General features: G+C 42.6%; 19 protein-coding genes and 1 pseudogene. 5 read left to right on the forward strand and 15 right to left on the reverse strand.

What is annotated here, in order from left to right:
- Positions 1-144 precede the first annotated feature (144 nt).
- From rfbA to ACL9RF_RS11045, 11 genes and pseudogenes are all read right to left on the reverse strand, one after another.
- Positions 145-1,008 carry a glucose-1-phosphate thymidylyltransferase RfbA gene (gene rfbA, locus ACL9RF_RS10995; protein ID WP_422800677.1) on the reverse strand — a complete coding sequence of 288 codons (864 nt, stop codon included), beginning with the start codon at positions 1,006-1,008 and terminating at the stop codon, positions 145-147.
- 4 nt (positions 1,009-1,012) lie between these two features.
- Complete coding sequence (rfbD, locus tag ACL9RF_RS11000) at positions 1,013-1,891, reverse strand: dTDP-4-dehydrorhamnose reductase (RefSeq protein WP_422800678.1); 879 nt, start codon at positions 1,889-1,891, stop codon at positions 1,013-1,015.
- A gap of 20 nt (positions 1,892-1,911) precedes the next feature.
- Positions 1,912-2,457 carry a dTDP-4-dehydrorhamnose 3,5-epimerase gene (rfbC, locus tag ACL9RF_RS11005; RefSeq protein WP_422800679.1) on the reverse strand — a complete coding sequence of 182 codons (546 nt, stop codon included), beginning with the start codon at positions 2,455-2,457 and terminating at the stop codon, positions 1,912-1,914.
- 1 nt (position 2,458) lies between these two features.
- Positions 2,459-3,508: a dTDP-glucose 4,6-dehydratase gene (gene rfbB, locus ACL9RF_RS11010; RefSeq protein WP_422800680.1), complete on the reverse strand. Its 1,050-nt coding sequence runs from the start codon at positions 3,506-3,508 to the stop codon at positions 2,459-2,461.
- Entirely contained in the window at positions 3,505-4,032 is a 528-nt protein-coding gene (locus ACL9RF_RS11015) for an ArsR family transcriptional regulator (RefSeq protein ID WP_422800681.1), read from the reverse strand. Before ACL9RF_RS11015 ends, rfbB begins: the two co-directional genes overlap by 4 nt.
- 102 nt (positions 4,033-4,134) lie before the next feature.
- The gene (locus tag ACL9RF_RS11020) at positions 4,135-4,632 is read right to left on the reverse strand and encodes a hypothetical protein (protein WP_422800682.1); all 498 of its coding nucleotides are present in this window, start codon (positions 4,630-4,632) and stop codon (positions 4,135-4,137) included.
- 287 nt (positions 4,633-4,919) lie between these two features.
- On the reverse strand, positions 4,920-5,894 hold the full coding sequence (locus ACL9RF_RS11025) for a GDP-L-fucose synthase family protein (RefSeq protein ID WP_422800683.1): 975 nt from the start codon (positions 5,892-5,894) through the stop codon (positions 4,920-4,922).
- A 14-nt stretch (positions 5,895-5,908) separates the two neighbouring features.
- The gene (locus tag ACL9RF_RS11030; RefSeq protein ID WP_422800684.1) at positions 5,909-6,385 is read right to left on the reverse strand and encodes an adenylyltransferase/cytidyltransferase family protein; all 477 of its coding nucleotides are present in this window, start codon (positions 6,383-6,385) and stop codon (positions 5,909-5,911) included.
- 636 nt (positions 6,386-7,021) lie between these two features.
- Positions 7,022-8,011: a mannose-1-phosphate guanylyltransferase gene (locus tag ACL9RF_RS11035; RefSeq protein ID WP_422800685.1), complete on the reverse strand. Its 990-nt coding sequence runs from the start codon at positions 8,009-8,011 to the stop codon at positions 7,022-7,024.
- Positions 8,012-8,013: 2 nt separating this feature from the next.
- Positions 8,014-8,538, reverse strand: a complete 525-nt coding sequence (locus ACL9RF_RS11040) for an exonuclease domain-containing protein (protein ID WP_422800686.1) — start codon at positions 8,536-8,538, stop codon at positions 8,014-8,016.
- A gap of 101 nt (positions 8,539-8,639) precedes the next feature.
- Positions 8,640-9,919 (reverse strand): annotated as a pseudogene (locus tag ACL9RF_RS11045) (replication-associated recombination protein A).
- A gap of 126 nt (positions 9,920-10,045) precedes the next feature.
- Here ACL9RF_RS11045 and ACL9RF_RS11050 point away from each other — a divergent pair.
- From ACL9RF_RS11050 to prfB, 3 genes are all read left to right on the forward strand, one after another.
- Positions 10,046-11,167 carry a tetratricopeptide repeat protein gene (locus ACL9RF_RS11050; protein ID WP_422800687.1) on the forward strand — a complete coding sequence of 374 codons (1,122 nt, stop codon included), beginning with the start codon at positions 10,046-10,048 and terminating at the stop codon, positions 11,165-11,167.
- 138 nt (positions 11,168-11,305) lie between these two features.
- Positions 11,306-13,414 (forward strand): carboxy terminal-processing peptidase, encoded by a 2,109-nt coding sequence (locus ACL9RF_RS11055; RefSeq protein WP_422800688.1) that lies wholly within the window; start codon positions 11,306-11,308, stop codon positions 13,412-13,414.
- 75 nt (positions 13,415-13,489) lie between these two features.
- A protein-coding gene (gene prfB, locus ACL9RF_RS11060; RefSeq protein ID WP_422800689.1) for a peptide chain release factor 2 occupies positions 13,490-14,573 on the forward strand; the annotation gives its coding sequence in 2 pieces (ribosomal slippage) (positions 13,490-13,549 and positions 13,551-14,573; 1,083 coding nt in all).
- A gap of 66 nt (positions 14,574-14,639) precedes the next feature.
- Here the strand turns inward: prfB and dcd are convergent.
- On the reverse strand, positions 14,640-15,176 hold the full coding sequence (gene dcd / locus ACL9RF_RS11065; RefSeq protein WP_422800690.1) for a dCTP deaminase: 537 nt from the start codon (positions 15,174-15,176) through the stop codon (positions 14,640-14,642).
- Positions 15,177-15,400: 224 nt separating this feature from the next.
- On the opposite strand from dcd, the gene pgi reads away from it, so the two are divergent.
- A complete protein-coding gene (pgi, locus tag ACL9RF_RS11070; RefSeq protein WP_422800691.1) occupies positions 15,401-17,047 on the forward strand; it encodes a glucose-6-phosphate isomerase in 1,647 nt (548 codons plus the stop codon).
- Positions 17,048-17,160: 113 nt separating this feature from the next.
- Positions 17,161-17,799, forward strand: coding sequence for a 4'-phosphopantetheinyl transferase family protein (locus ACL9RF_RS11075; RefSeq protein ID WP_422800692.1), 639 nt, complete (start codon positions 17,161-17,163; stop codon positions 17,797-17,799).
- Between the two features lie 6 nt (positions 17,800-17,805).
- Here the strand turns inward: ACL9RF_RS11075 and ACL9RF_RS11080 are convergent, their stop codons facing one another.
- The 3 genes from ACL9RF_RS11080 to ACL9RF_RS11090 are packed head-to-tail and all read right to left on the reverse strand — an operon-like array spanning position 17,806 to position 22,206.
- Positions 17,806-18,858: an AI-2E family transporter gene (locus tag ACL9RF_RS11080; protein ID WP_422800693.1), complete on the reverse strand. Its 1,053-nt coding sequence runs from the start codon at positions 18,856-18,858 to the stop codon at positions 17,806-17,808.
- 38 nt (positions 18,859-18,896) lie between these two features.
- Entirely contained in the window at positions 18,897-19,676 is a 780-nt protein-coding gene (locus ACL9RF_RS11085) for an enoyl-CoA hydratase/isomerase family protein (RefSeq protein WP_422800694.1), read from the reverse strand.
- A 4-nt stretch (positions 19,677-19,680) separates the two neighbouring features.
- Complete coding sequence (locus ACL9RF_RS11090; protein ID WP_422800695.1) at positions 19,681-22,206, reverse strand: DUF5686 family protein; 2,526 nt, start codon at positions 22,204-22,206, stop codon at positions 19,681-19,683.
- Positions 22,207-22,326 lie beyond the last annotated feature (120 nt).

Here is a 22,326-nt window from a genome sequence, read left to right on the forward strand (position 1 = left end):
TCCATTCAAAGATTTCCATAATTTATTTCACAGTTTGCAATAGTTTTGCGTTATCCATGATTTTTTAATAAAAGAAAATACGGAAACAGCTTAACAAAATGAGTACCAAAAGTACTCGTTTTTAAAAATTTTTTAATAAAAGGCCTATAATTCTGCTATTCGCAATAAATATTCCCCATAACCACTTTTTCGCAACGGTTCAGCAACCTGTATAAGTTGTTGTTTATTAATATACCCCATACGAAAAGCCACCTCCTCAATAGCAGCGATTTTAAGGTTTTGGCGTTCTTCGATTACCTGCACAAATTGACCAGCCTGCATTAAAGATTGAATAGTCCCCGTATCCAACCAAGCGGTTCCCCGATCAAAAATCCCCACTTTCAATTTCCCGCGCTTTAAATACTCCTTATTAATATCCGTAATTTCTAATTCACCACGCTCGGAAGGTTTTATACGCTTTGCGATAGCAACCACATCGTTATCATAGAAATACAAACCAGGCACAGCATAATTAGATTTCGGCTGTTTAGGTTTTTCTTCAATGGAAACCACATTTTGTTCCGTATCAAACGCTACCACACCATAGCGCTCCGGGTCCCTAACGGAATAAGCAAACACTATTCCTCCATCCGGGTTGGCACAATTTTGCAACAGCTTAGACATTCCCGAACCATAAAAAATATTATCGCCCAAAATTAAAGCCACCTTATCCTCACCAATAAAATCAGCACCTAAGATAAAAGCCTGTGCTAAGCCATCTGGACTAGGTTGTTCGATATAGGAAAATTGGCAACCAAGCTGTGATCCATCGCCCAATAATTTCCGAAAATGTGGTAAATCCTGCGGAGTGGAGATAATTAAGATTTCATTTATTCCGGCCAGCATCAACGTACTGAGTGGATAATAGATCATCGGTTTATCGTATACCGGTATTAGCTGTTTTGATACCGCCAATGTTAGGGGGTGCAAACGCGTTCCGGAGCCTCCTGCTAGTATAATACCTTTCATAACGCTATTTTTTATTTTGTTTATAAGGTTCTACTTGCAACGCCGACAACATCTGTCGCAAACTATCCGACCACTCGGGCACGTTTACAGCATAGACCTGCTGGATTTTTGTTTTATCTAATAATGAATATTTCGGTCGTTTTGCTGGCGTTGGGTATGCTGAGGTTGGGATTGGGTTTATTTTACAATCCTGTTGTCCAAATTCGCGAATGGCGACAGCGAAATCGTACCATGATAATCTACCTGCATTGGAATAATGGTATATACCTGCTTCCCATTTCCCAGAATCGATAATCGTAACGATGGCTTGGGCGAGGTCTCTGGCATAAGTTGGCGCCCCTATCTGGTCGTCAACTACAGAAATTTCATCCCTTTCGTTCATTAACCGGAGCATGGTTTTCACAAAATTATTCCCATACGTAGAATACACCCAGGCGGTACGGATAATAATACTGTCGGGTGCCCACTTTTGAATCGCCAGCTCCCCCAGGAGTTTACTTTTGCCATAGGCGCTTATCGGTGCTGTTTCAGCCTCTTCGGTTAAGGGTATGTCAGAATTTCCATCGAATACATAGTCGGTGGAAATAGCGATTAACTTAGCCCCATGTAAGCGGCAGTATTGCGCAATCTCTTCCGAAGCGAGGTGGTTAACGATATTGGCCATCTCCGTTTCCGTTTCTGCCTTATCCACAGCAGTATAGGCTGCGGCATGGATTATGATATCCGGTTCGTACATAGCCAACATATCCTGTATATGCATGATATGATCTAAAGGCAACTGCTTACGGTCTAGAAAAAAGCAGTCCTTATCCTTATCTAAAGATAAAAGCTCTTTAAGTTCAGACCCCAATTGGCCTTGCGCACCGGTAACTAATATTCTCATGTTCTTTTTACTTTTAACGTTTACCCAAACACTTCTTTAAAGCTGGGTAAAATAGCATCTTTTTCGGAAATCAATAAGTCATGCTGTGGCAAAATCCAATCTATGGCCAAGGTCGGATCGTCGAATTTCACGCCACATTCGGATTCTTTATTATAGAAATTATCGCATTTATAAAAAAATGTAGCCTCCTCCGATAGCACGACAAAACCATGCAGAAAACCGCGTGGCACAAAAAGCTGAAGGTTATTTTCGGCTGATAATTCTACCGCAACATGCTGTCCAAAAGTTTCCGATCCGGGTCTCACGTCTACCGCAACATCCACTACACGGCCTTGTAATACGCGTACCAATTTCGCCTGCGCATACTCTCCTGCCTGTGCATGCAACCCCCGTAATACCCCTTTGGTAGAAAACGACTGGTTGTCTTGTACAAAATATGTATCTGTGCCGGTTAGGGTATTAAAAGTTCGTGCATTAAAACTTTCAAAGAAATACCCCCTTTGGTCTCCAAATTTAGTTGGCTCCAAAATAAAACAGCCTTTAAGTTTTGTTTCTGTTACCTGCATATTACTGATACTGTTTTGCGTAATAATTTTTATAATCGCCGGACGTAACATTATCCAGCCACTGCTGGTTATTTAAAAACCAGTCTATAGTGAGCGACAAGCCCTCTTCGAAGGTAACAGAAGGCTTATAACCTAACGCTTGATTGATCTTTGTCGCATCGATGGCATAACGCAAATCATGCCCCGGTCTATCTTTAACGTAGGTAATAAGCTGTTCAGAAGATCCTGCTGGTCGCCCTAACTTATCGTCCATCTGTCGGCACAATTCTTTAACCAGGTCGATATTCTGCCACTCGTTAAAACCACCTACATTATAGGATTCGCCATTGTTGCCCTTATGAAAAACCAAATCAATGGCTTTAGCATGGTCTTTTACAAATAACCAATCGCGTGTATATTTACCATCTCCATAAATAGGAAGTGGTTTATTTGTAAGGATATTATGTATACATAACGGTATTAACTTCTCGGGGAAGTGGTTTGGCCCATAATTATTGGAGCAGTTGGTAATTACAACTGGCAAAGCAAAGGTATCGTGGTAGGCACGTACAAAGTGATCCGACGATGCCTTGGATGCAGAATAGGGGGAATGCGGATCGTAGGCTGTTTGCTCGGTAAATAAACCTGTTTCGCCCAGGGTACCATAAACCTCATCGGTGGAAACATGGTGAAACCTTTTGCCTTCATAATTATCTTTCCAACTTTCTCTAGCGGCGTTCAATAGGTTTACGGTGCCAATAACATTGGTCATTACAAATGCCGTCGGGTCGGTAATGGAACGATCTACATGCGACTCGGCGGCCAAATGTATTACACCATCCGGCTGGTATTCCTTAAAAATAGCTGCGATATGTGCGGCATCGGTAATATCGGCTTTTACAAATGTATAGTTTGGTAAATCTTGGATATCGCTTAGGTTTTCTAAATTTCCGGCATATGTTAGCGCATCTAAATTAATAATATGGTAATTATTATACTTAGTTACAAACTCCCGGACAACATGTGAACCGATAAAACCTGCTCCTCCTGTAATTAAAATCTTCTTTTTCATATCCCTCCCTTACGCTCGCTATTCTGAAACAAAACAATTTTCGATTTAATGTGCTCAGGCAGTGAAGTATAGACTGTAAACTTTTTCTCTAATAATACTTCCGCCTTTTTTGCGGCCTGCGTTAGATAATCCTTATTCACAGCATCTCCCAATACCAAGATCTCCACATGGCCCGAATCAATACCTTCCGCATAATCGCCTACCAAGGCAACCTGCGATACAGATCCCGCACGCTGAAAAATCTGATCGACAAATTTTTCTATACCTAAAAATCTATGGATTAACCCCTGCAAGGAGCCAAACAGAGCGTGGCTCTTATTGGCTCGATAATAAATTTTTGACTCCCCCTCTTCCCGGATAAGGTATCCGGCATCCGTCAACTGATTTAACTCCTTCCGTATTGCATTGGTAGATTCATTAAACTCTTCGGCCAATCCGCGGAGATAACCACGGTTTGCCGCCGAAATAAAAAAACGGATCAACAGTTTTAATCGAGTCTTGGATGTAATTAAAGAATCCAGCATTGGTCAATAGTTTGAGTAACAAAAGTACTCGATATGGCTGTTAATTTCAAATATAAATACCAAAAAAGTAAAAACTCAAATTTTAATACCGCAGCAGCTCGGTTATAGCGCTGGCGTAGACGTTTCAACCAAAGCGTCCTCTGCTTTATAATTAAGCACAAAAGCTAAATGCGTTTTAAACGTTAATACATCCCCATTTTTACGGCGTAAAAGCCCGGAAACACGTAGGTTACGCTTCTTTCCTTTGTATTTGGTATATATATTAGGTTTCATCCGGAAACCCATAGAAAGCAATTGTGGTTTTGGCGTACCAAAATCAAAATAGATTTTTTGCCATAATGGAAAATACATCCCCGAGGTATTAAAAGAGATATCGGTAATAACAATATCATTTAAACTGTCGTCCATCCATTCTAAGTTCATTTCTACGACCCCTTTGCTTGGGCTACGTCGCCCTTCACTAGGTTCGTAAAGACGGACCTGTATATTCAACCCCATCATAGTATGAAAGCGTTTGTATTTTCCACGCTCTACAAAAAAAGTCCAAATACCAATTAAAAACAAAATGGCAAAGCCTACATAATAAAAGTTTTCTTCCATAAATACTTAAGATTAACAGGCTTCAAAACAACGGAATTTTCTTGTAGAATAAAAGCTACATAGGGGGGACAAAGAGTGGACAATTTAATACTGCCCAGCTAAAATTTAGATTTTCGGGGTTTAAGGGCGATTGCGACTTTTCAATTTACAAAAAGTTAATAAAAAGAAAATCAAGACGTAAAGGAAACGTCGAGTGACACTACCCGGGGTAGGGTAGAAAAGTACTACCCTATTCCATACCTGCGGAACAATTAACATCAGGCCTATGGTCGGCATTTTTTATACCGCTATAGGCTGGTGTTTTTAACGTAGTCTAGCTTCACTTCTTTATAGGAGTCTATATGCGCCAAGAACCAATCGTAGGTACGCTGTATTCCCTCTTCCAGCTCTACCTGATGCTTCCAGCCCAGCTTATGCATTTTGGAAACATCCATTAATTTGCGCGGTGTACCATCAGGCTTGCTACGATCCCACACAATATCGCCGGCATGACCTACTGTTTTCTGAATACATAACGCCAGTTCGCGGATTGTAAGATCAACACCGGTCCCAACGTTATACAGATACTCGGGCAGGCGATTTTCGAGCGCAAAAAGTACGGAGCTCGCCATATCGTCGACAAAAAGAAATTCTCGCATAGGTGTGCCGGATCCCCATAGGGTTACCGGAGCATGGTTGTTAAGCTTAGCCTCGTGGAACTTACGTAACATCGCCGGCAAAACATGCGACGTTTGCAGATCGAAATTATCATGCGTACCGTAGAGGTTTGTCGGCATCAGGCTCACAAAATCTTTATTAAACTGCTTACGAACGGCTTCACAGGCCTTAACACCGGTTATTTTTGCCACGGCATACCATTCATTTGTCGGCTCCAGCGTATCGGTAAGCAGGTACTCCTCTTTTAAAGGCTGTGGTGCAAATTTAGGATAGATACAAGACGACCCTAAAAAAATAAATTTGTCGACCTCCTGTTGCAATGCGGCATCGATCAAATTATTCTGTATCATCATATTATCCATCAGAAACTGATAAGGATACGTATTGTTGGCCAAGATCCCGCCCACACGCGCTGCCGCATCTATTACTACGGCGGGCTTCTCCTGCGCAAAAAATTGCAACACCGCCTGCTGCTGCCTTAAATCTAGCTCGGCGCTACTTCGCCCGACTAAATTCTGGTATCCATTTGCTAGTAACGTGCGCCATATTGCCGACCCCACCATTCCGTTATGCCCGGCAATAAAGATCTTTATATTCTTATCCATGTAAATAGTATTGCTTATTTAACTCTTTTTGCCGCCTCTTTTTCGGCAACAATTTTACGCAACCCTGAACTAGAGAAACGATGGTCGCGGCTATTAAAGTATAATTCAATACCTTTTTCTTCGCAGTATTTACGACCTGTAAAATCTTTATCTTTATACTCATCACCAACGATACGAACATCCAACTTAAACGAACGTAGAATATCCTCCAAGTCTTGCTCCGTAGAATACGGTACGATCTCATCCACATAGGAGCAGCCACGCAGCTGTATATACCTTTCAACAACGGTTTGCGACGGCGCATTTTTTTCGGGTCTATCCAAAGTAGGATCCATCTGCAGCCCGCAGATTAAATAATCACATTGTCTTTTCGCTTCGGCAAGCATCATAATATGTCCTGCATGCAGCAGATCAAATGTTGAAAATGTAATCCCTACGCGGGGTCCTGGATTATAATCCACATGCTTTTCTTGGTGTTTGTTCTTTGCCATATTTTAAGTGTATTGTTGTTGATGTTATAGTTATGTATCGTTGTCTTGTAAGGTTAATTGTACAAGGCGAAAAAGACTTCCCAAAAATACTCGCATTATAGGGATATAACAAAAAGAAAAAACGTTTATTGGATAAAAAACTACAAAAAAACTTTTTTTTGCCGATAGCACAACTTTTATTTCCCGAAACGCTACACCTCTACCTGTTTGGTTTTTACCGGAAGTGTTCAGAATTGTAATAGGGTACTATTTTCCAGCACTACAGTCGCTGTTTGCTGTTGCTGATCTACAAAAATAGGCTGCGGAGATACGGCCTCCAATCTGTAGGCTTGCCAACAGAAGGCTTTGCTTTATTTATGGATGTGCCAGCTCCTTCCTTATAAGCTGCAGGAGCGCCCCTGCTGTTTGACCTTTTGCTTTTACTAGTCCTTCCCTATCAATTAGGGAGACCAAACAAGATAAGATATCGGGTATTTATGCGGGGGTTTGATGTCGTTGAAGTGCGGACTCCACTACGGGAGGAAAACCAAAGATAACTGGCTTAACAATCAGGTTATAGACCTTAAAAGTGATGTAAAACAACAAGGTACCGCTGGTATGTGCCAGCGGTACCTTGTTGTTGGATATTTATCTTTTTTACAGTAAGGACGAATTTATATTTTCAAGCTCTTCGTAGAGATGTTTAACATCTTGGGAGGATTGTTTGTCGACAACCAAAATAGCATCCTCAGTATAGACTAAAATCGCATTATTAAGGCCTAGGAAAGAGACATATTTATCCGTTCCAATAACCATATTTCCGGACGCATCGACCGGATGGTTTTTAAGGCGTAAGTAATCGTACAAGGAATCGTAAGACCCCATATCCGACCACACAAAATTCGATGGCAATACTTTAATGCGTTCACTACGCTCCATTACGGCATAATCAATACTTTTGGATGGTATTTTTGCCGATAAATCGGCAGGCAATAGTCCACCTTGCGCCGATTCGAATGCCTCTTTCGATGCCCGGAATACTTTAGGCTCGAAACGAAAAAGCTCTTCTAAATATACAGAAGCTTTAAAACAAAATATCCCGGAGTTCCAGAGGAAGTTTCCTTTCTTCAAAAACTCGCGTGCAGTTTCCAGGTTTGGTTTCTCCCGGAAGGACACCACATCGTTGCCCTCACTTTCAATATAACCGTATCCTGTTTCTGGCTTGGTGGGTTGTATACCAAAGGTTACCAAATAGTCATTTTTTGCGAGTTCTATAGCCTCTTTCAATACCTTTTGGTAGTGGTCTTCGTTTTCAATAAGGTGATCTGAAGGGGTTACAATAAGGATATCATCGCCAGCACAAGATAGGGCGGCAAATGCGATGGCTGCAGCGGTATTTCTGGGCACCGCTTCAATTATAGTCTCACTATGGTCGGTAGGTAAAAAAGGTTTTGCAATATCTACATTCTGTACGCTTCCTACCATAATCGTATGGTTCACAATCGGCTGGTTTCTTTGAACAGTTAACTCAAAAAGTGAACGCCCTTCAAATATAGGAATGTATTGTTTAGGTCTAGCTTTACGGGATAGGGGCCATAAACGGGAACCTACTCCTCCAGCCAATATTACATTGACGATTTTACTCATAATTACGTATTTAACAGTAAGTTATCGGGGATATTGTTTTGATTTAAATATAACAACGCGCAGGCTCGGGCATCCGACAAGGCGTCGTGATGATCGAGCTGAATATTCATTAGCTGACAGCAGATGCTTAATTTAGTCTTAGGAAAGCCTTTTGCTTTATAGATTAAACTTGTACACTCCCACAATTCGGGTAGCTTTAAGCTGGTGTAATCCAAACCGAATAATTTCATGGTCTGCTGCAATACCGCTCTATCGAATGCTTCGTTGTGCGCGACCATATGCTCGTTGAACAGCAGCGGGAATAGCGTTGGAAAGAGCGCTAAAAAGGTGGGTGCCTCTACCGTATCCTTAGCTTTGATGCCGTGCACGCGTGTCGTCTGCCACATGTATTTATTGTCGGGTGGCTGCACCAGGCTATAGAATTCGTTTACAATCTTTCCTTCTTTTACATTTACAATCCCTACCGAACAAACGGAGGTATACGCGGCGGTAGCCAATTCAAAATCTATTGCGGTAAATGTATCCATGTGGCACAAATGTATAAAGTTAAATGCGAATTGGCAACAAAAGCATATCACGAACGTGGAATGGTAAATTTTCAACTACAAGATTGAAAAAATATGCCCTACTAATACGTATATTTTTGTTTCCATTTATCGCGCAAGGCCTGGCGGATTTTTTCTTCGGCAGCGTTCTTACCTGGATCGTATAATTTTAAGCCGCTAAGCTCTTCTGGCAAAAACTCTTGCATCACAAAATTCCCGGGGTAGTCGTGCGCATATTTATAATCCAGCCCATAGTCTAATGTTTTCATCAGTTTTGTCGGCGCATTGCGCAGATGCAGCGGTACAGACAGGTCTCCGGTCTGTTTTACAATCTGCTGTGCCTTGTTTATTGCCGCATAGGAGGCATTACTTTTTGCGGACGAGGCTAAATAGGTTACGGTCTGCGCTAATATAATCCTAGACTCCGGCCAGCCGATAACATTTACAGCCTGAAAGCAGTTGTTAGCTAACAGCAGTGCATTGGGGTTGGCGTTGCCGATGTCTTCAGCAGCTAATATTAATAATCGGCGTGCGATAAATGACGGATCTTCTCCCCCATCGATCATGCGTGCCAACCAGTAGATCGCCGCATTTGGGTCGGACCCGCGTATAGACTTTATAAAGGCTGATATAATATCGTAATGCTGCTCGCCGGTCTTGTCATAACGCGCCATATTTTGCTGCACCTGGTTAAAAACAAAGGCATTGGTAATGGGGTGTTATGGGGTACGGCAGCATCGACAACCAATTCAAAGACATTGAGTAAACGGCGTGCATCTCCGCCCGACAGGCGTAACAGGGCATCGTATTCTTGGATGACGATGGTATCATTTTTTAAAAAATCGTCTTCGGTTATTGCGCGGTTCAGTAGGGCTTTAAGCTCGTCGGCACCGAGATTCTCGAGTACATATACCTGACAGCGGCTTAAAAGCGCGGAAATAACTTCGAATGAAGGGTTTTCAGTCGTCGCTCCTATTAAGGTAATCAGCCCACGTTCTACGGCTCCTAACAGGGAGTCTTGCTGGCTTTTTGAAAACCTGTGGATCTCATCGATAAATAGAATGGGCTGCTCTTGGTTGAAATTCATAAGCTGCTCGGCTTTATCGATAACGTCACGAACTTCCTTTACTCCTGCTTTAATGGCGCTGAGGCTAAAAAATGGGCGATCAAGGGCTTTGGCAATTAAATAGGCTAAACTTGTTTTCCCTACACCTGGGGGGCCCCACAGCAGCATAGAGGGCACATGCTTACGTGCCAGGGCATTGCTAAGCACCGCACCGGGACCTATAATATGTTGTTGGCCGACATATTCTTCCAAGGTTTTTGGACGTAGCCGCTCTGCTAATGGAATGCGTGTTGCCATATCGTTATAATTTTATCCTACAAAAATACCAAACTTACTTATTTCATGGCTTTAGAAACAAAATTAATACTAAAACCGCTAACGTTTACGTTGTTATAAGTTGACAAGATTTTTTACATTTGATCTATGAGGCCAAAACCAGGAGTAATTTTTTTTAATACCATATTGTTATTGCTATGTTTCAATAGTTTTCATTTTCAGGTTCTGGCGCAAAATGTGGTAACGAAAGAAACCCCTACCGATGGTTATGTACATAAATATAATCATACCTTTCGGGGGATAGGCCCTGAGGTGTATATACTGCCCGCAGCAAAGTCTAAAAAAGAGGCCTTGCAGGAGAATTATGCCGAGATTGGTGCTTTTCAGGATTCTATTGTGCAGGCTTTACGCTTTCAGGAGTTGCTAACTGCTTTTAAGTATACCAGCAATATGGCTCTTGTTGAGCAGCGGCTATCGACCATACCTCCGGATTCTTTAAATTGGGATTCCTTGATTGACTTGGATCGTAATCCTGAGGATCGTAGTTTGATTTATGGATTTATGAATGTTTATGCCAAGGTTTCCCTGCTGCACAACAACACCAGCCGCGCAAAGAGCTTGTTAGATAGTGCCTTACAGATCGCCATGCAGCAGCAAAATAGTGGCGATATGGCGACTATACAAGCCAACCTGGCGTCGGTGTATTTATATGACAGAAATAGCGAGCAGGCCGGCAGGTATGAAGCGGCTTATTTACAACAAGCTGCGGTACGTAAAAATCTGGTGGATCAGGCAAAATCGTGGGTAAAGATTGCCTATATTCAGGCGTATAATAACGATTATAAGACGGCCGAGAATAGCATAATCCGGAAAGCTATTCCGCTGTTTAATAAATCGAAAGATTATGAAGGTAAAATTGGGGCTTGGGTGAGTTTGGCAACAATTTACCAAATGCAGCAGAAGCATACCGAAGCGCAGTGGTTTTTATTGCAAGCGCGTGACTTAGCCAACTCTAAAAAAATCGACCATGAGCTGTCGGAGATTCTCTATCGCCTGGGTTCTTCAAAATTGGTGCAGAAAAATCTTGATATTTCAAGAAAGGAACTGGAGCAGGCGCTACAGCTGGCGCAGGAGCAAGGAAACAAGTATTTACAGCTGGCCATTCAAGAGAAATTAGGACAGATAAATCTACAACAAAATAAGGTTGCTGAAGCCGAACAAAACCTGGCAAGCTATTGGAAAATGCGAAAGGAGCTTTTTGTAAACTAAAAATTCTATTTTTTGTATTTATTACGTGTTTAAGGTAGAAGCTTACATTTTTTTATTTAATTTTAGCGCTTGTGTTCGAAGGTGTAAGCCCTGGAATTTGACCGTACAAAAATAATGACATTCAATAAACCATTCTATATGTTTAGAAATTTAATAATTTGTTTAGCCTTAATTTCTGTGGTAGCCTGCGGCTCTAAGCCACGTGTGATTTTGGACGAAGGGGGCATGAATATCCAACCTACCTTGCAGCATGAAATTATTGCCAAGGAGGTCGTGGGAATTCTGGAAAACTATAGTTATAAAAAAGTTAAAGTTAGTGACTCGCTATCTAATATCGTTTACGATAATTTGATAAAAACAATTGACCAGGGCAGGAATTACTTATTGCAATCGGATATTGATGATATCCAGAAATTTAGAAATACCATTAGCCAGGATATGAAGAATGGCGACCTATCGACGCCGTTTTATATCTTTAATATTTACTCGAAACGCTATTTGGAGTGTATGGAATATGCGCTTACGCAGATTGATGTTCCTCATGATTTTAATAAGGAGGAGAGTTATGTGAATTTTAGAGAGAAATTGCCGTGGTTTACTTCGGAAGCGCAACTGAAGGACCAATGGCGTAAACGTGTAAAGTTTGACCTTTTAAACTTACGCCTGGCTTCGGCGGATAGCGTGAAGAACGACGATAAAAATAAAGAGACGTTGAAGAAACGTTATAACAACCTGATCTCACAGGCGAAAAAAACAAATGCTAACGATGCTTTTCAGCTGATTATGTCGGCTTATACGGATGCTGTGGATCCGCATACAACGTATTATAACCCTTCTTTTGCGCAGGCTTTCAACGAGGGTATGTCGAATACATTGGAGGGTATCGGTGCTCGCTTGCAGATGGAAAATGAGATGGTAACCATTAAAGAGATTATTGCCGGCGGCCCTGCATATAAGGATAAAACCTTAAAAATGGATGACCGCATTGTGGCTGTAGCGCAAGGAAATGGTGAGTTTGAGGATATTATTGGCTGGCGCTTGGATGCTGCTGTTGCGAAAATTAAGGGCTCTAAGGGTACGGTGGTACGCCTGAAAATATTACCTGCAGGCCAGGATATCTCGGCACAACCGACGATTGTATCGCTAACACGCGACAAAATTGTTATTGAGGAGGAATCGGCGAAAAAAACCATTAAAACGGTAAAGGGCGACGATGGCAAAAATTATAAAGTTGGTGTGATTACATTGCCGAAGTTTTATATCGACTTTGAGGCGTATAGAAATGGTGACGCCAATTATAAGAGTACAACGCGCGATGTCAAACTTCTGTTGGATACACTTAACCAGGAGAAAGTTGATGCTGTCATATTAGACTTACGTAATAATGGTGGTGGCTCTTTACAAGAGGCTATCGAGTTGACTGGGTTATTTATCGATCAGGGACCTGTGGTACAGGTTAGAAATGTGGGTAACCGCGTGGATGTTGAACGGGATAGAGATCCTGGAGCTGCCTGGAAAGGGCCTTTCGGCGTTATTATTAACCGCTTCTCGGCGTCGGCATCGGAAATATTTGCGGGTGCGATTCAGGATTATGGCCGTGGCATAATTTTGGGCTCAACGTCGTATGGTAAAGGAACGGTACAGTCGGCCGTTCAGATGTCGCGCTTTATAAGCCCTACAAACAAATTGTTGCTGAAGGCGTCGGGGGCTGATAAGGATTCGGATACACCTCAGGGGGCGCCAGAGTTTGGACAGATTAATGTTACCATCGGTAAGTTTTACCGCATCACCGGCAGTAGCACGCAGCATAAGGGTGTTAGCGCTGATATCGTATTCCCAACGCAGTACTCGGCAGAGAAGTTTGGCGAAAGCTCGGAGGCGGCAGCTTTACCTTGGGACCAGATTAACAAAACGAACTTTACCAAAGTTGCTGACTTAAAAGACATCAACGCTAAGCTGCAGGAGAACCATAAAAAAAGAATGGCGAAATCGCAGGAGTACAAGTTTTTGCTGGAGGATATCGAAGAGTTTAATAAGGTGGATTCTATTTCGCAGATTAGCTTAAACCAAACGAAATTGAAACAGGAGCGTGATAAAAATAAAGCGAAGAATAGAGCGCGTATCAATAAGCTTTTAGAATTGCATGGTATGCCGCTTTGGAAAGAAGGACAGCCACAGCCGAAGGTGGAGTTTGACTTTATCCTGGAGGAGAGCTTAAATGTAATGGCCGATTTTATCAAAAAATAATCTTGCCATCGAAATATGGAAAAAGGACAGTCTTGGTAGGCTGTCCTTTTTTATTTTTTGCTTACTTTTGAAGCTATGACCAAAGAACATATTCAGGATTTAAGGGATAGAGTAACGTCCCTGAGGAGGCATCTTTGACATCGATGTCAAGAAAGCGGAAATAGAAAAGTATACGGCCAGCACGTTAAGCCCCGACTTTTGGGATGCCCCGAAAGAAGCGGAAAAGCTGTTGCATGCCATAAAAAACCTTAAGGTGTGGACCGATCATTTTGATGCGGTATCTGATGCGGTGGAGGACTTGGGCGTTATGTACGAGTTTTTCCAAGCGGGCGACGCGACGGAGCTGGAGGCGCAGGAGCAGTATGAGCAGGCACTTACGCAGGTGGAGGAGCTGGAGTTTAAAAATATGCTGAGTGCCGAAGAGGATCAGCTGGACGGGATTTTGCAGATTACGGCTGGTGCTGGTGGTACGGAGTCTTGCGACTGGGCTGCCATGTTAATGCGGATGTATATTATGTGGGGCGAAAAGCATGGCTGCAAGGTTACCGAACAGGATTATCAGGAGGGTGATGTTGCGGGCATAAAAACGGTGACACTGCAGTTTTCCGGAAACTTTGCTTACGGTTATCTGAAGGGCGAAAATGGGGTGCACCGCTTGGTGCGTATCTCGCCTTTCGACTCGAATGCTAAAAGACATACCTCTTTTGCGTCGGTTTATGTATATCCTTTGGTGGATGATAATATTGAGATTGATGTGAAGGACTCGGAAATTGAATGGGATACTTTTCGTTCGGGTGGTGCCGGTGGGCAAAATGTGAATAAGGTGGAAACAGCGGTACGCTTGCACCATAAGCCTACTGGAATTATTATTAAAAACCAGGAAACACGCTCGCAGTTACAGAATAAAGAGAATGCTTTGCGGTTGCTGAAATCGCAGCTTTACGAAATTGAAATGCGTAAACGGCAGGAAGCAAGTGCGGCAATCGAAGGCTCTAAAAAGAAAATTGAATGGGGCTCGCAGATTCGTAATTATGTGTTGCACCCTTATAAGCTGATTAAGGACTTGCGTACCAATACGGAGACTTCAAATACGCAAGCGGTGCTGGATGGTGATCTGGATGCTTTCTTAAAGGCTTACTTAATGGAATTTGGTGGTTAATATGTCACTATATTGTAGCGCAAACCAAGGCCCTAAACGATGCGTTTAGGGCCTTGGTTTTAATTTTTAAAATGCATTCTTCCACATCATACTTTCTACGGGACGTAGTGTTTTGTTGTTGTATTTGGCATTGCCTTTGGCGTTGTAGAAGGTTTCTATATCGCCTTCAACAACGAAATATATCAACTGCCCGATAGGCATTCCGGCATATACGCGTACCGGCTGGGCCACAGAAATTTCTAAGGTCCAGGTGTTACAAAAACCTACATCGCCCTTTCCGGCTGTAGCGTGTATATCAATTCCCAGACGCCCTGTGCTGGATTTGCCTTCTAAAAATGGAACATGTCCGTGTGTCTCGGTGTATTCCAGTGTTACCCCCAAATAAAGTGTCCCCGGGCGTAAGACAAAACCCTCCTCCGGAATTTCAAAGTGTGCAATTTCGTTGTGTTTCTTTGCGTCGAGTTCTTCGTCTTTATAGGTCGCCAGGTATTTTCCCAGGTGCACATCGTAGGAATTTGTTCCTAAACACTGTCTGTCAAAAGGCTCTATTACAATCGTACCCTTCTCTATTTCTTCAAGGATTCTGTTATCAGATAAAATCATATGGATAAATTAACGATTAGCTTTGCTGATCGGACTTCAAAAATACGTTATTGATTGAATTCAAGCAAGTTTTATTCAACGCCTAGATGGCTGTTCATTTCTGCTTAGCGTAATGCGGTATAATTTATGTATAAATAGCCTGCTAAAGGTATTTTGCTTGCTAAAATATAGCGCCCTTAAAATCATTTTTTATATATTTATAGTCAACTTTTAATGGAATAATTATGTTACCAAAAATTGATTTTACAACAACACAGGCGTACAAATACCTTACGGATCATTATATAGATATCAACCAGCAATCGTTAAAGGAATTGTTTGAGGCGGATCCAGAGCGATTTGGTAAGTTCTCCATTACTTTGGAGGATATTTTATTGGATTTCTCGAAAAACAGAATCAACGATACCACTTTTGCTTTACTGATACAGCTGGCAAAAGAGTGTAAGCTGGATGAGGCTATAAAAGCAATGTTTTCGGGCGATAAAATTAACGCTACAGAGGGTAGACCGGTATTGCATACGGCATTGCGCCAGCAGGGAAATTCTCCGGTATGGGTAGACGGTGAAGATGTAATGCCACAGGTGCGGGCTGTATTAGCGCATATGAAGGATTTTTCTGACCGTATTATCTCGGGGGCATGGAAGGGGTTTACCGGAAAAGAGATTACCGATGTGGTGAATATTGGTATTGGTGGCTCTGACCTGGGGCCGGTTATGGTTACTGAAGCTTTGAAAGCGTATAAAACGCGCTTGGATTTGCATTTCGTTTCTAATGTGGATGGGACCCATATCGCGGAAACTTTAAAAGACTTAAACCCGGAAACGACTTTGTTTTTAATCGCTTCCAAAACTTTTACTACGCAAGAAACGATGGCTAATGCACAATCGGCAAAGGATTGGTTCTTACAATCGGGTGCCGTAGAAGCGGATGTGGCGAAACACTTTGCGGCTTTAAGCACCAACGAAAAGGGGGTGTCGGCATTTGGTATAGACCCTAAAAATATGTTTGAGTTTTGGGATTGGGTGGGTGGCCGCTACTCGTTATGGTCGGCTATTGGTCTATCTATTGCTTTAGGTATTGGTTACGACAATTTTGAGGAACTTCTGCAGGGGGCTTACACGGCGGATGTGCACTTTAAAGAAACTCCTTTCGAAGAAAATATTGCTGTGGTATTAGCGGTATTGGGCATTTGGTACAACAATTTCTTTGATGCCGAAACGCAGGCAATATTGCCTTATGATCAGTATATGCACCGCTTTGCGGCGTATTTCCAACAGGGGGATATGGAAAGTAACGGGAAGTATGTAGACCGCAATGGCCAGCCTGTGCCTTACCAAACGGGGCCTGTAATCTGGGGCGAGCCGGGTACTAACGGTCAGCATGCCTTTTATCAGCTTATCCACCAGGGAACAAAACTTATTCCTTGCGACTTTATCGCTCCTGCAATTTCGCACAACCAGCTGGGCGATCATCATCAGATGTTGCTGGCGAACTTCTTTGCGCAGACAGAGGCTTTAATGAATGGCAAAACGGAGGAGGATGTAGTGAAGGAATTGCAGAAAGCCGGAAAATCGGACGCTGAAATTGAAGCTTTAAAAGCTTTTAAGGTGTTCGAAGGGAATAGACCTACAAACTCGTTCTTAATCAAAAAAATTACGCCACGTACCTTGGGAACACTCATTGCCTTGTATGAGCACAAAATTTTTGTGCAGGGTGTGATTTGGAATATTTATAGCTTTGACCAATGGGGTGTTGAGCTTGGTAAACAGTTGGCAAGTAATATTTTGCCGGAATTAAAGGATAATGCTCCTGTAAATTCGCACGACAGTTCTACCAATGGTTTAATAAACCAGTATAAGGCTTGGCGATAGGTAGATAGATTTACCTTTTAAAAGCCTTTTAAGGCCTTAAAAAAAACAGGTTTTCTAAAATAGAAAACCTGTTTTTAAGCTTAAACTTTTACGAACCTTCTTACCTTTGCATTATGGCACTCGTTTATCTCCGGGAATTAAATACGCAAACTAAGTTTGCAATATGGAAAATTGAAGAAACTGCAGAGGAGTTATTGGAAAAGTTACAGCTTAATGAGCTGGAGCAGCAAAAACTAGCGGCAATGCGTAAGGGCAAACGTACCTTACACTGGTTGGCCACACGTGTGTTGCTGCGGTATTTATTGCAGACCGACGCGTATATAAACTGCCCTTCCGATGAAAACGGCAAACCGTACTTACCGGATTACCCGTATAAAATATCGTTAACACATTCTTTTGATTATGCGGGCGTGATGTTGTCTCAACAAGGGGAATGTGGTATAGACCTGGAGATCGTGAAGGATAAGGTTGTCCGTATTAAAGAGAAGTTTTTAAAACCGCAGGAGCTGGATTTTATTCAGGGGGAAAACGAAATACCACAGCTTTATGCCTGCTGGTGTGCCAAGGAGGCTGTATACAAACTGCAAGGCAATAAAGGTGTGTCTTTTTTGGACGATATGACTATAGCGCCTTTCGTGTATAAACCACAGGGTGTAATGACTTTGCTGCTCACAAAGGGCGCTAAGAAACAAACATTTCAGGTATATTACGAGGCCTTCCAAAATTATATGTTGGGCTTCGCTGTAGAATAGTGTAGGCTATGGCAGGCGTGGGCGCTCTTCCAGCTGCTCTCGCTTTAACTCCAAGGACTTACTGCTTTTGTATACCCGAACGGCGATAATAAAGAACGATAGCAATAGGGGTCCGTATACGAGGCCCATTAAACCAAACAATGGTAACCCGATAATAACGCCTATTACCGTAATAATGGGATGGATATCGCCGACTTTCTTGGCAATAATAAGGCGTAATACATTGTCGATATTAATAACTAAACCGAAACCCCAGATCAGTAGTCCTGCCCCCTGCCAGGTTTGTCCTTGCGAGAATAGTATGACTGCGGCAGGCACGAATATTAGCACGGGCCCTACAAGGGGTACAAATGACATAATCGCACAGATAACGCCCCAAAACAATCCGTCATTTACGCCAAACAGCCAAAATCCCAGCGTTAAACAGGCTCCTTGTACAATGGCAATAATCGTTTGCCCTACAATATTGGCGTAGGTTAGATTTTTAAATTCCTCTGCAAATACCAAGGTGCTCTCGCCTTCAAAGGGTAGGTAGTAAGCCAGGCTTTTCTCGAATCCTTTGGTGTGTACAAACATAAAGTATAGCAGGAAGTACATGACCGTAATAATCAGAAAGGCATTCGCAGCACCCCCGATTACGGCGCTCAACAGCCCTCCGGCATAGGCCATACTGGCTTGTAGCTGCTCTTTCAGTAAATCGGGCTTGCCAAGTTTCTCGCCTGCAAATTGGTTTACAGCATTTATAAAATCATTTAAAAATGCGGGGTTATTGCGTAGCTCTATGGCTTTATTGACCATCATAGAGCCTATTCCTGCAAATGGAAGGACAATAATAATAATAGAAAGGAGAATCACCAGCACCGCAGATAGTGGTTTTGGGAAGCGCCATTTCTCAATGAGGAAGATATTTAAATTGCGAAACAGGGTATACATCACCATGGTTCCCAAGATGGCACTGAAAATACCTTTAACGGCATACAATAATATACCACCTAATACGATTATGATAATCAATATGATAATATTCCGCTCTTTTTGCGAAAAAACTGCATTCCCCATAAATTAAATTGCTATGTTATTTTTTACTAAGAACAATGTTAAGGGAAGTTTGGTTTGCGCTTTTCTAAAAATGCAGCAATTCCTTCTTTCCCTTCTGCGTGCTCAAAACAGGATCCGAATAAATCAATCTCCTTTTTGTTTCCAGCAACGGGGTCTATGATACCCGTATTTACGGCTGCAATAGCGCTGCCTACGGCATGTGGCGACCGTAGGTATATCCTTTCCAGAATAGCCTTGGCACCGCTGATTAAGGCTTCTTTTTCGTATATATGGTTCAGCAGGCCCCAGTTCAACCCTTGTTCCGCAGGGATCATATCTCCGGTAAGGATTATTTCCAGGGCGCGGCCTCTACCGACAAGTTGGGTGAGTCTTTGCGTACCGCCATACCCCGGAATTAGGCCTAACGATACTTCAGGAAGGCCTAACTTTGCCGTCGGCACGGCTACGCGGATATGGCAGGCTAAGGCAAGCTCCAATCCTCCCCCCAGAGCAAAGCCATTTATAGCCGCAATAATAGGTTTCGGAAACGCTTGTATGCGGTTCATAACCTGCTCATGGCCAAAAGATGCCTTCTCGATAGCCCCTTGTTTTGTCATACCCTCAAACTCCTGGATATCAGCCCCGGCAATAAAGGCTTTTTCTCCGGCGCCGGTAATAATTACACCGCCGATAGCTGCATCTTGTTGTATATGTTCGAGAGCGGCAATGATATCCTTAAACGTAGCTGCATTCAGCGCATTCATTTTATCGGGCCTATTGAGGGTTATTATGGCTGTTTTACCGTCTTGGCTTACTAGAATTGTGCTATAATTTTCCATACAATTAAAAATTAAAGTTCAAGGAAACAACATAACGCTGCTTCCTAACGTTTGGGTTATCGTTATAATTGAATCTATAAAAATACTGAACGCGTAAGACATTCAGGATATTGTCTAGGCCCAGGTATCCTTCACAATAGGGCTTCCGGTTTAAGGCGTGTGTAATCGTTTGTCCGTCGGCGTTTTTATCGAAATAAACCACGTCTGCACTGAGGTAGGGGTTATTATTTTTAGATATTTCACCATAAAATGCGCGTACCCCAAAAATCTCGCGGAGCTTAAGTTTTTTTACGAGGGGGATTTTATTTAAGATATAACCATTTAGCTCATGCTCATAGGAAAACTTTACAAACTGGTCTGCAGCAAACTCCATGCTGTTGGTCATATCATATGAAATGGTATTGCGGTCTTTTAGCTCCTGCACATTGGGCATCTCTAACAAAGGATACGGCAGGGTTCCCCAAATTTTGCCGGCCGTAAAAATGGCATCACCAAAACCCAGCTGGTTCCAAAAGAAGCGCTTGGCAACGGAGAAACGTACAGCATCGTAATTGTAATCGCCACCCATAGGCCCTTTAATACCGCGGTTATATTGCACGACAAAAACCGGATGTTTCTCGGCAATGGTGGACCGCTCTAGGTTACGGTAGTAGAATTTTTCAAAGGGTGCCCAGCGCAGCGCTACTTGAATATCATTGGTATGTATATGCTGCAAAAACTGGGTGCTATCGCTGCTTAGGGGGAAACGCAGGTCGCCTAATGGACGTCGGCGCTGATGGGTAAGCTGTGTGGCTACGCTCCAATGGTTTCCAAATTCAACCAGGTGTCCTAGCCGGTAGGAATCGGTAAACAGCCATTTTAACGGTCTGTTGGACCTGAAACTGCGGAAAAAACTGTCGCCTTTAAGAAAGCCGAGTCCTTTTCCGGGTTCGAAAATATCGCTTTGAATGGTGCCTTCCAGATAATGTGCCGGAAAGGTGGTTATTGCTTTATTGTTTAAGGCAACGGCCGTTTTGAGGTAGTATTTAAAACGAGCATCGTCCGTGCCATAGGCCAGGTAGCCTTGCAGGTATATACGGTCCGAAAATTCTGCTGTTGTTCTTCCTCCAACACGGAAGCGGTTGCCTTCCAGATTATTCCGATGATACAGGTACTCCAATGGCCCGAACTCAAACTTCCCTACCGAGTAATAGCCCTGCGCTATTAGGTATCCGACAGCCAGCAAATTATTGAATGCGGGCATTTGATTCAGGCTGTCGACATAGGCATAGGTCTTCGATTCATTGGGGTTTAGGGCTACAGGGCGTCGGTTTCCGAGTTGCTGATTTTCTGCCAGCCGTAGTTCTACCGGGGCGCCCGAAAATACGGAAGCCGCACTGCTGTCCTTTAGGTTGTAGTGCTGACTTAAACTGAGGCGTTCTCCAAATAGGGCGTCTTTACTGCCTCGACCAAAAAGTACGACAATATGCACGGTATCTTGCAGCATCACACCTGTGGGGTCTTTAAAATAGGACAATCGCATGGACAGGTCGTTCACCCAGTTGATATTTGCATTTTTATCTACCCGGAGGTCTGCCCCTTGGATGGCATAACTGCCATCCAGCGCTACCTTCAGCTCGCCTTTAAACAAAACATCGTTCATGTTGTAGGGTTCGAAACGCAGCCGCACATAATAATCTGTTGCCGTTTTCACCGTATCTAACACCTGGTATTTATAATACAATTTGGCGTTATCGGCAATCGGACTTAACAGTAGTTTATTGAGGTAAAATATACTTTCGTCGTATATGTCTACGGGCTGAAACAGGTAATTTAGGTACGATTCTATATTGGGGTTATTGATATACTTGGGGTTAAATTCGGTCTTTTCGCGAAAACGGATTATCTTTTTTGTTCTGCTGGGCTGTTGCTTGATGTAATTATCGGAAAGATCTTCCTGTTGATACATGGTGAGAAGGGCTTTCCCTTGGATTAGGCTGGTATCGACATTTTGAAAGAAAAAGCCGATATCGCCTAGGGTTTTGCTTATGCCTGGCTTCGGATTTACCATGCCAAATTTCACTTTATCGTATTGCTGGAAATATAAACTGTCTTTCCGGGCGAGCTTATTTTGTTTTTTATGCTGGATAACGATATCGATAAGTTCGGCAGCGGGGTTGTTTTTATTGTACTTCCCTTTTTTTACAATGTCTACCGCTTCTATTTCTTTGTTGGTAGGTACTAAGGTTACTTGCACCCAGCTGCGGCTGGAGTCGTTTAATAGCATATGCTTATGCTGGTAGCCCATAGCATAAATAAAAAGGCTGTCTTGCTGCAGCTCGGATTTAATAATAAAATGCCCTTGCTTATCGGTTGATGCTTCGCGTAAACCATACCGTGTTCCAATGCCAGCACCGGGTATAGGTTTTAAGGTATGCGAATCGAGCACTACACCTTTAACCACGGTTTGTGCCCTAGTCGAAAGTGTACCGACTAGCCCCAACAGCATAAAAATAATGTAGAATAATAGTTGCCCTTTTCCGCTTCTCATAATCAACCTTGGTCAATTATAAAGATACAATTTGTCTCTAAAGTTCAAAAGACAATCAGAAAAAAAGAAAAAACTTAACTTGACAACGTCGATATTTAACACTGATTTATAAGCGTTAAA

It is taken from the genome of Sphingobacterium sp. Mn56C (assembly GCF_049319645.1).
Lineage (GTDB): Bacteria > Bacteroidota > Bacteroidia > Sphingobacteriales > Sphingobacteriaceae > Sphingobacterium.

Coding starts and splice junctions, on each gene's coding strand:
- pgi (WP_422800691.1), top strand. CDS start 15,401: ATGTTACCAAAAATTGATTTTACAACAACACAGGCGTACAAATACCTT.
- ACL9RF_RS11030 (WP_422800684.1), bottom strand. CDS start 6,385: ATGGCAAAGAACAAACACCAAGAAAAGCATGTGGATTATAATCCAGGA.
- ACL9RF_RS11075 (WP_422800692.1), top strand. CDS start 17,161: ATGGCACTCGTTTATCTCCGGGAATTAAATACGCAAACTAAGTTTGCA.
- ACL9RF_RS11085 (WP_422800694.1), bottom strand. CDS start 19,676: ATGGAAAATTATAGCACAATTCTAGTAAGCCAAGACGGTAAAACAGCC.
- ACL9RF_RS11025 (WP_422800683.1), bottom strand. CDS start 5,894: ATGGATAAGAATATAAAGATCTTTATTGCCGGGCATAACGGAATGGTG.
- rfbD (WP_422800678.1), bottom strand. CDS start 1,891: ATGAGAATATTAGTTACCGGTGCGCAAGGCCAATTGGGGTCTGAACTT.
- ACL9RF_RS11050 (WP_422800687.1), top strand. CDS start 10,046: ATGAGGCCAAAACCAGGAGTAATTTTTTTTAATACCATATTGTTATTG.
- ACL9RF_RS11055 (WP_422800688.1), top strand. CDS start 11,306: ATGTTTAGAAATTTAATAATTTGTTTAGCCTTAATTTCTGTGGTAGCC.
- ACL9RF_RS11040 (WP_422800686.1), bottom strand. CDS start 8,538: ATGGATACATTTACCGCAATAGATTTTGAATTGGCTACCGCCGCGTAT.
- ACL9RF_RS11035 (WP_422800685.1), bottom strand. CDS start 8,011: ATGAGTAAAATCGTCAATGTAATATTGGCTGGAGGAGTAGGTTCCCGT.
- ACL9RF_RS11020 (WP_422800682.1), bottom strand. CDS start 4,632: ATGGAAGAAAACTTTTATTATGTAGGCTTTGCCATTTTGTTTTTAATT.
- ACL9RF_RS11080 (WP_422800693.1), bottom strand. CDS start 18,858: ATGGGGAATGCAGTTTTTTCGCAAAAAGAGCGGAATATTATCATATTG.
- dcd (WP_422800690.1), bottom strand. CDS start 15,176: ATGATTTTATCTGATAACAGAATCCTTGAAGAAATAGAGAAGGGTACG.
- rfbB (WP_422800680.1), bottom strand. CDS start 3,508: ATGAAAAAGAAGATTTTAATTACAGGAGGAGCAGGTTTTATCGGTTCA.
- ACL9RF_RS11090 (WP_422800695.1), bottom strand. CDS start 22,206: ATGAGAAGCGGAAAAGGGCAACTATTATTCTACATTATTTTTATGCTG.
- rfbC (WP_422800679.1), bottom strand. CDS start 2,457: ATGCAGGTAACAGAAACAAAACTTAAAGGCTGTTTTATTTTGGAGCCA.
- ACL9RF_RS11015 (WP_422800681.1), bottom strand. CDS start 4,032: ATGCTGGATTCTTTAATTACATCCAAGACTCGATTAAAACTGTTGATC.
- rfbA (WP_422800677.1), bottom strand. CDS start 1,008: ATGAAAGGTATTATACTAGCAGGAGGCTCCGGAACGCGTTTGCACCCC.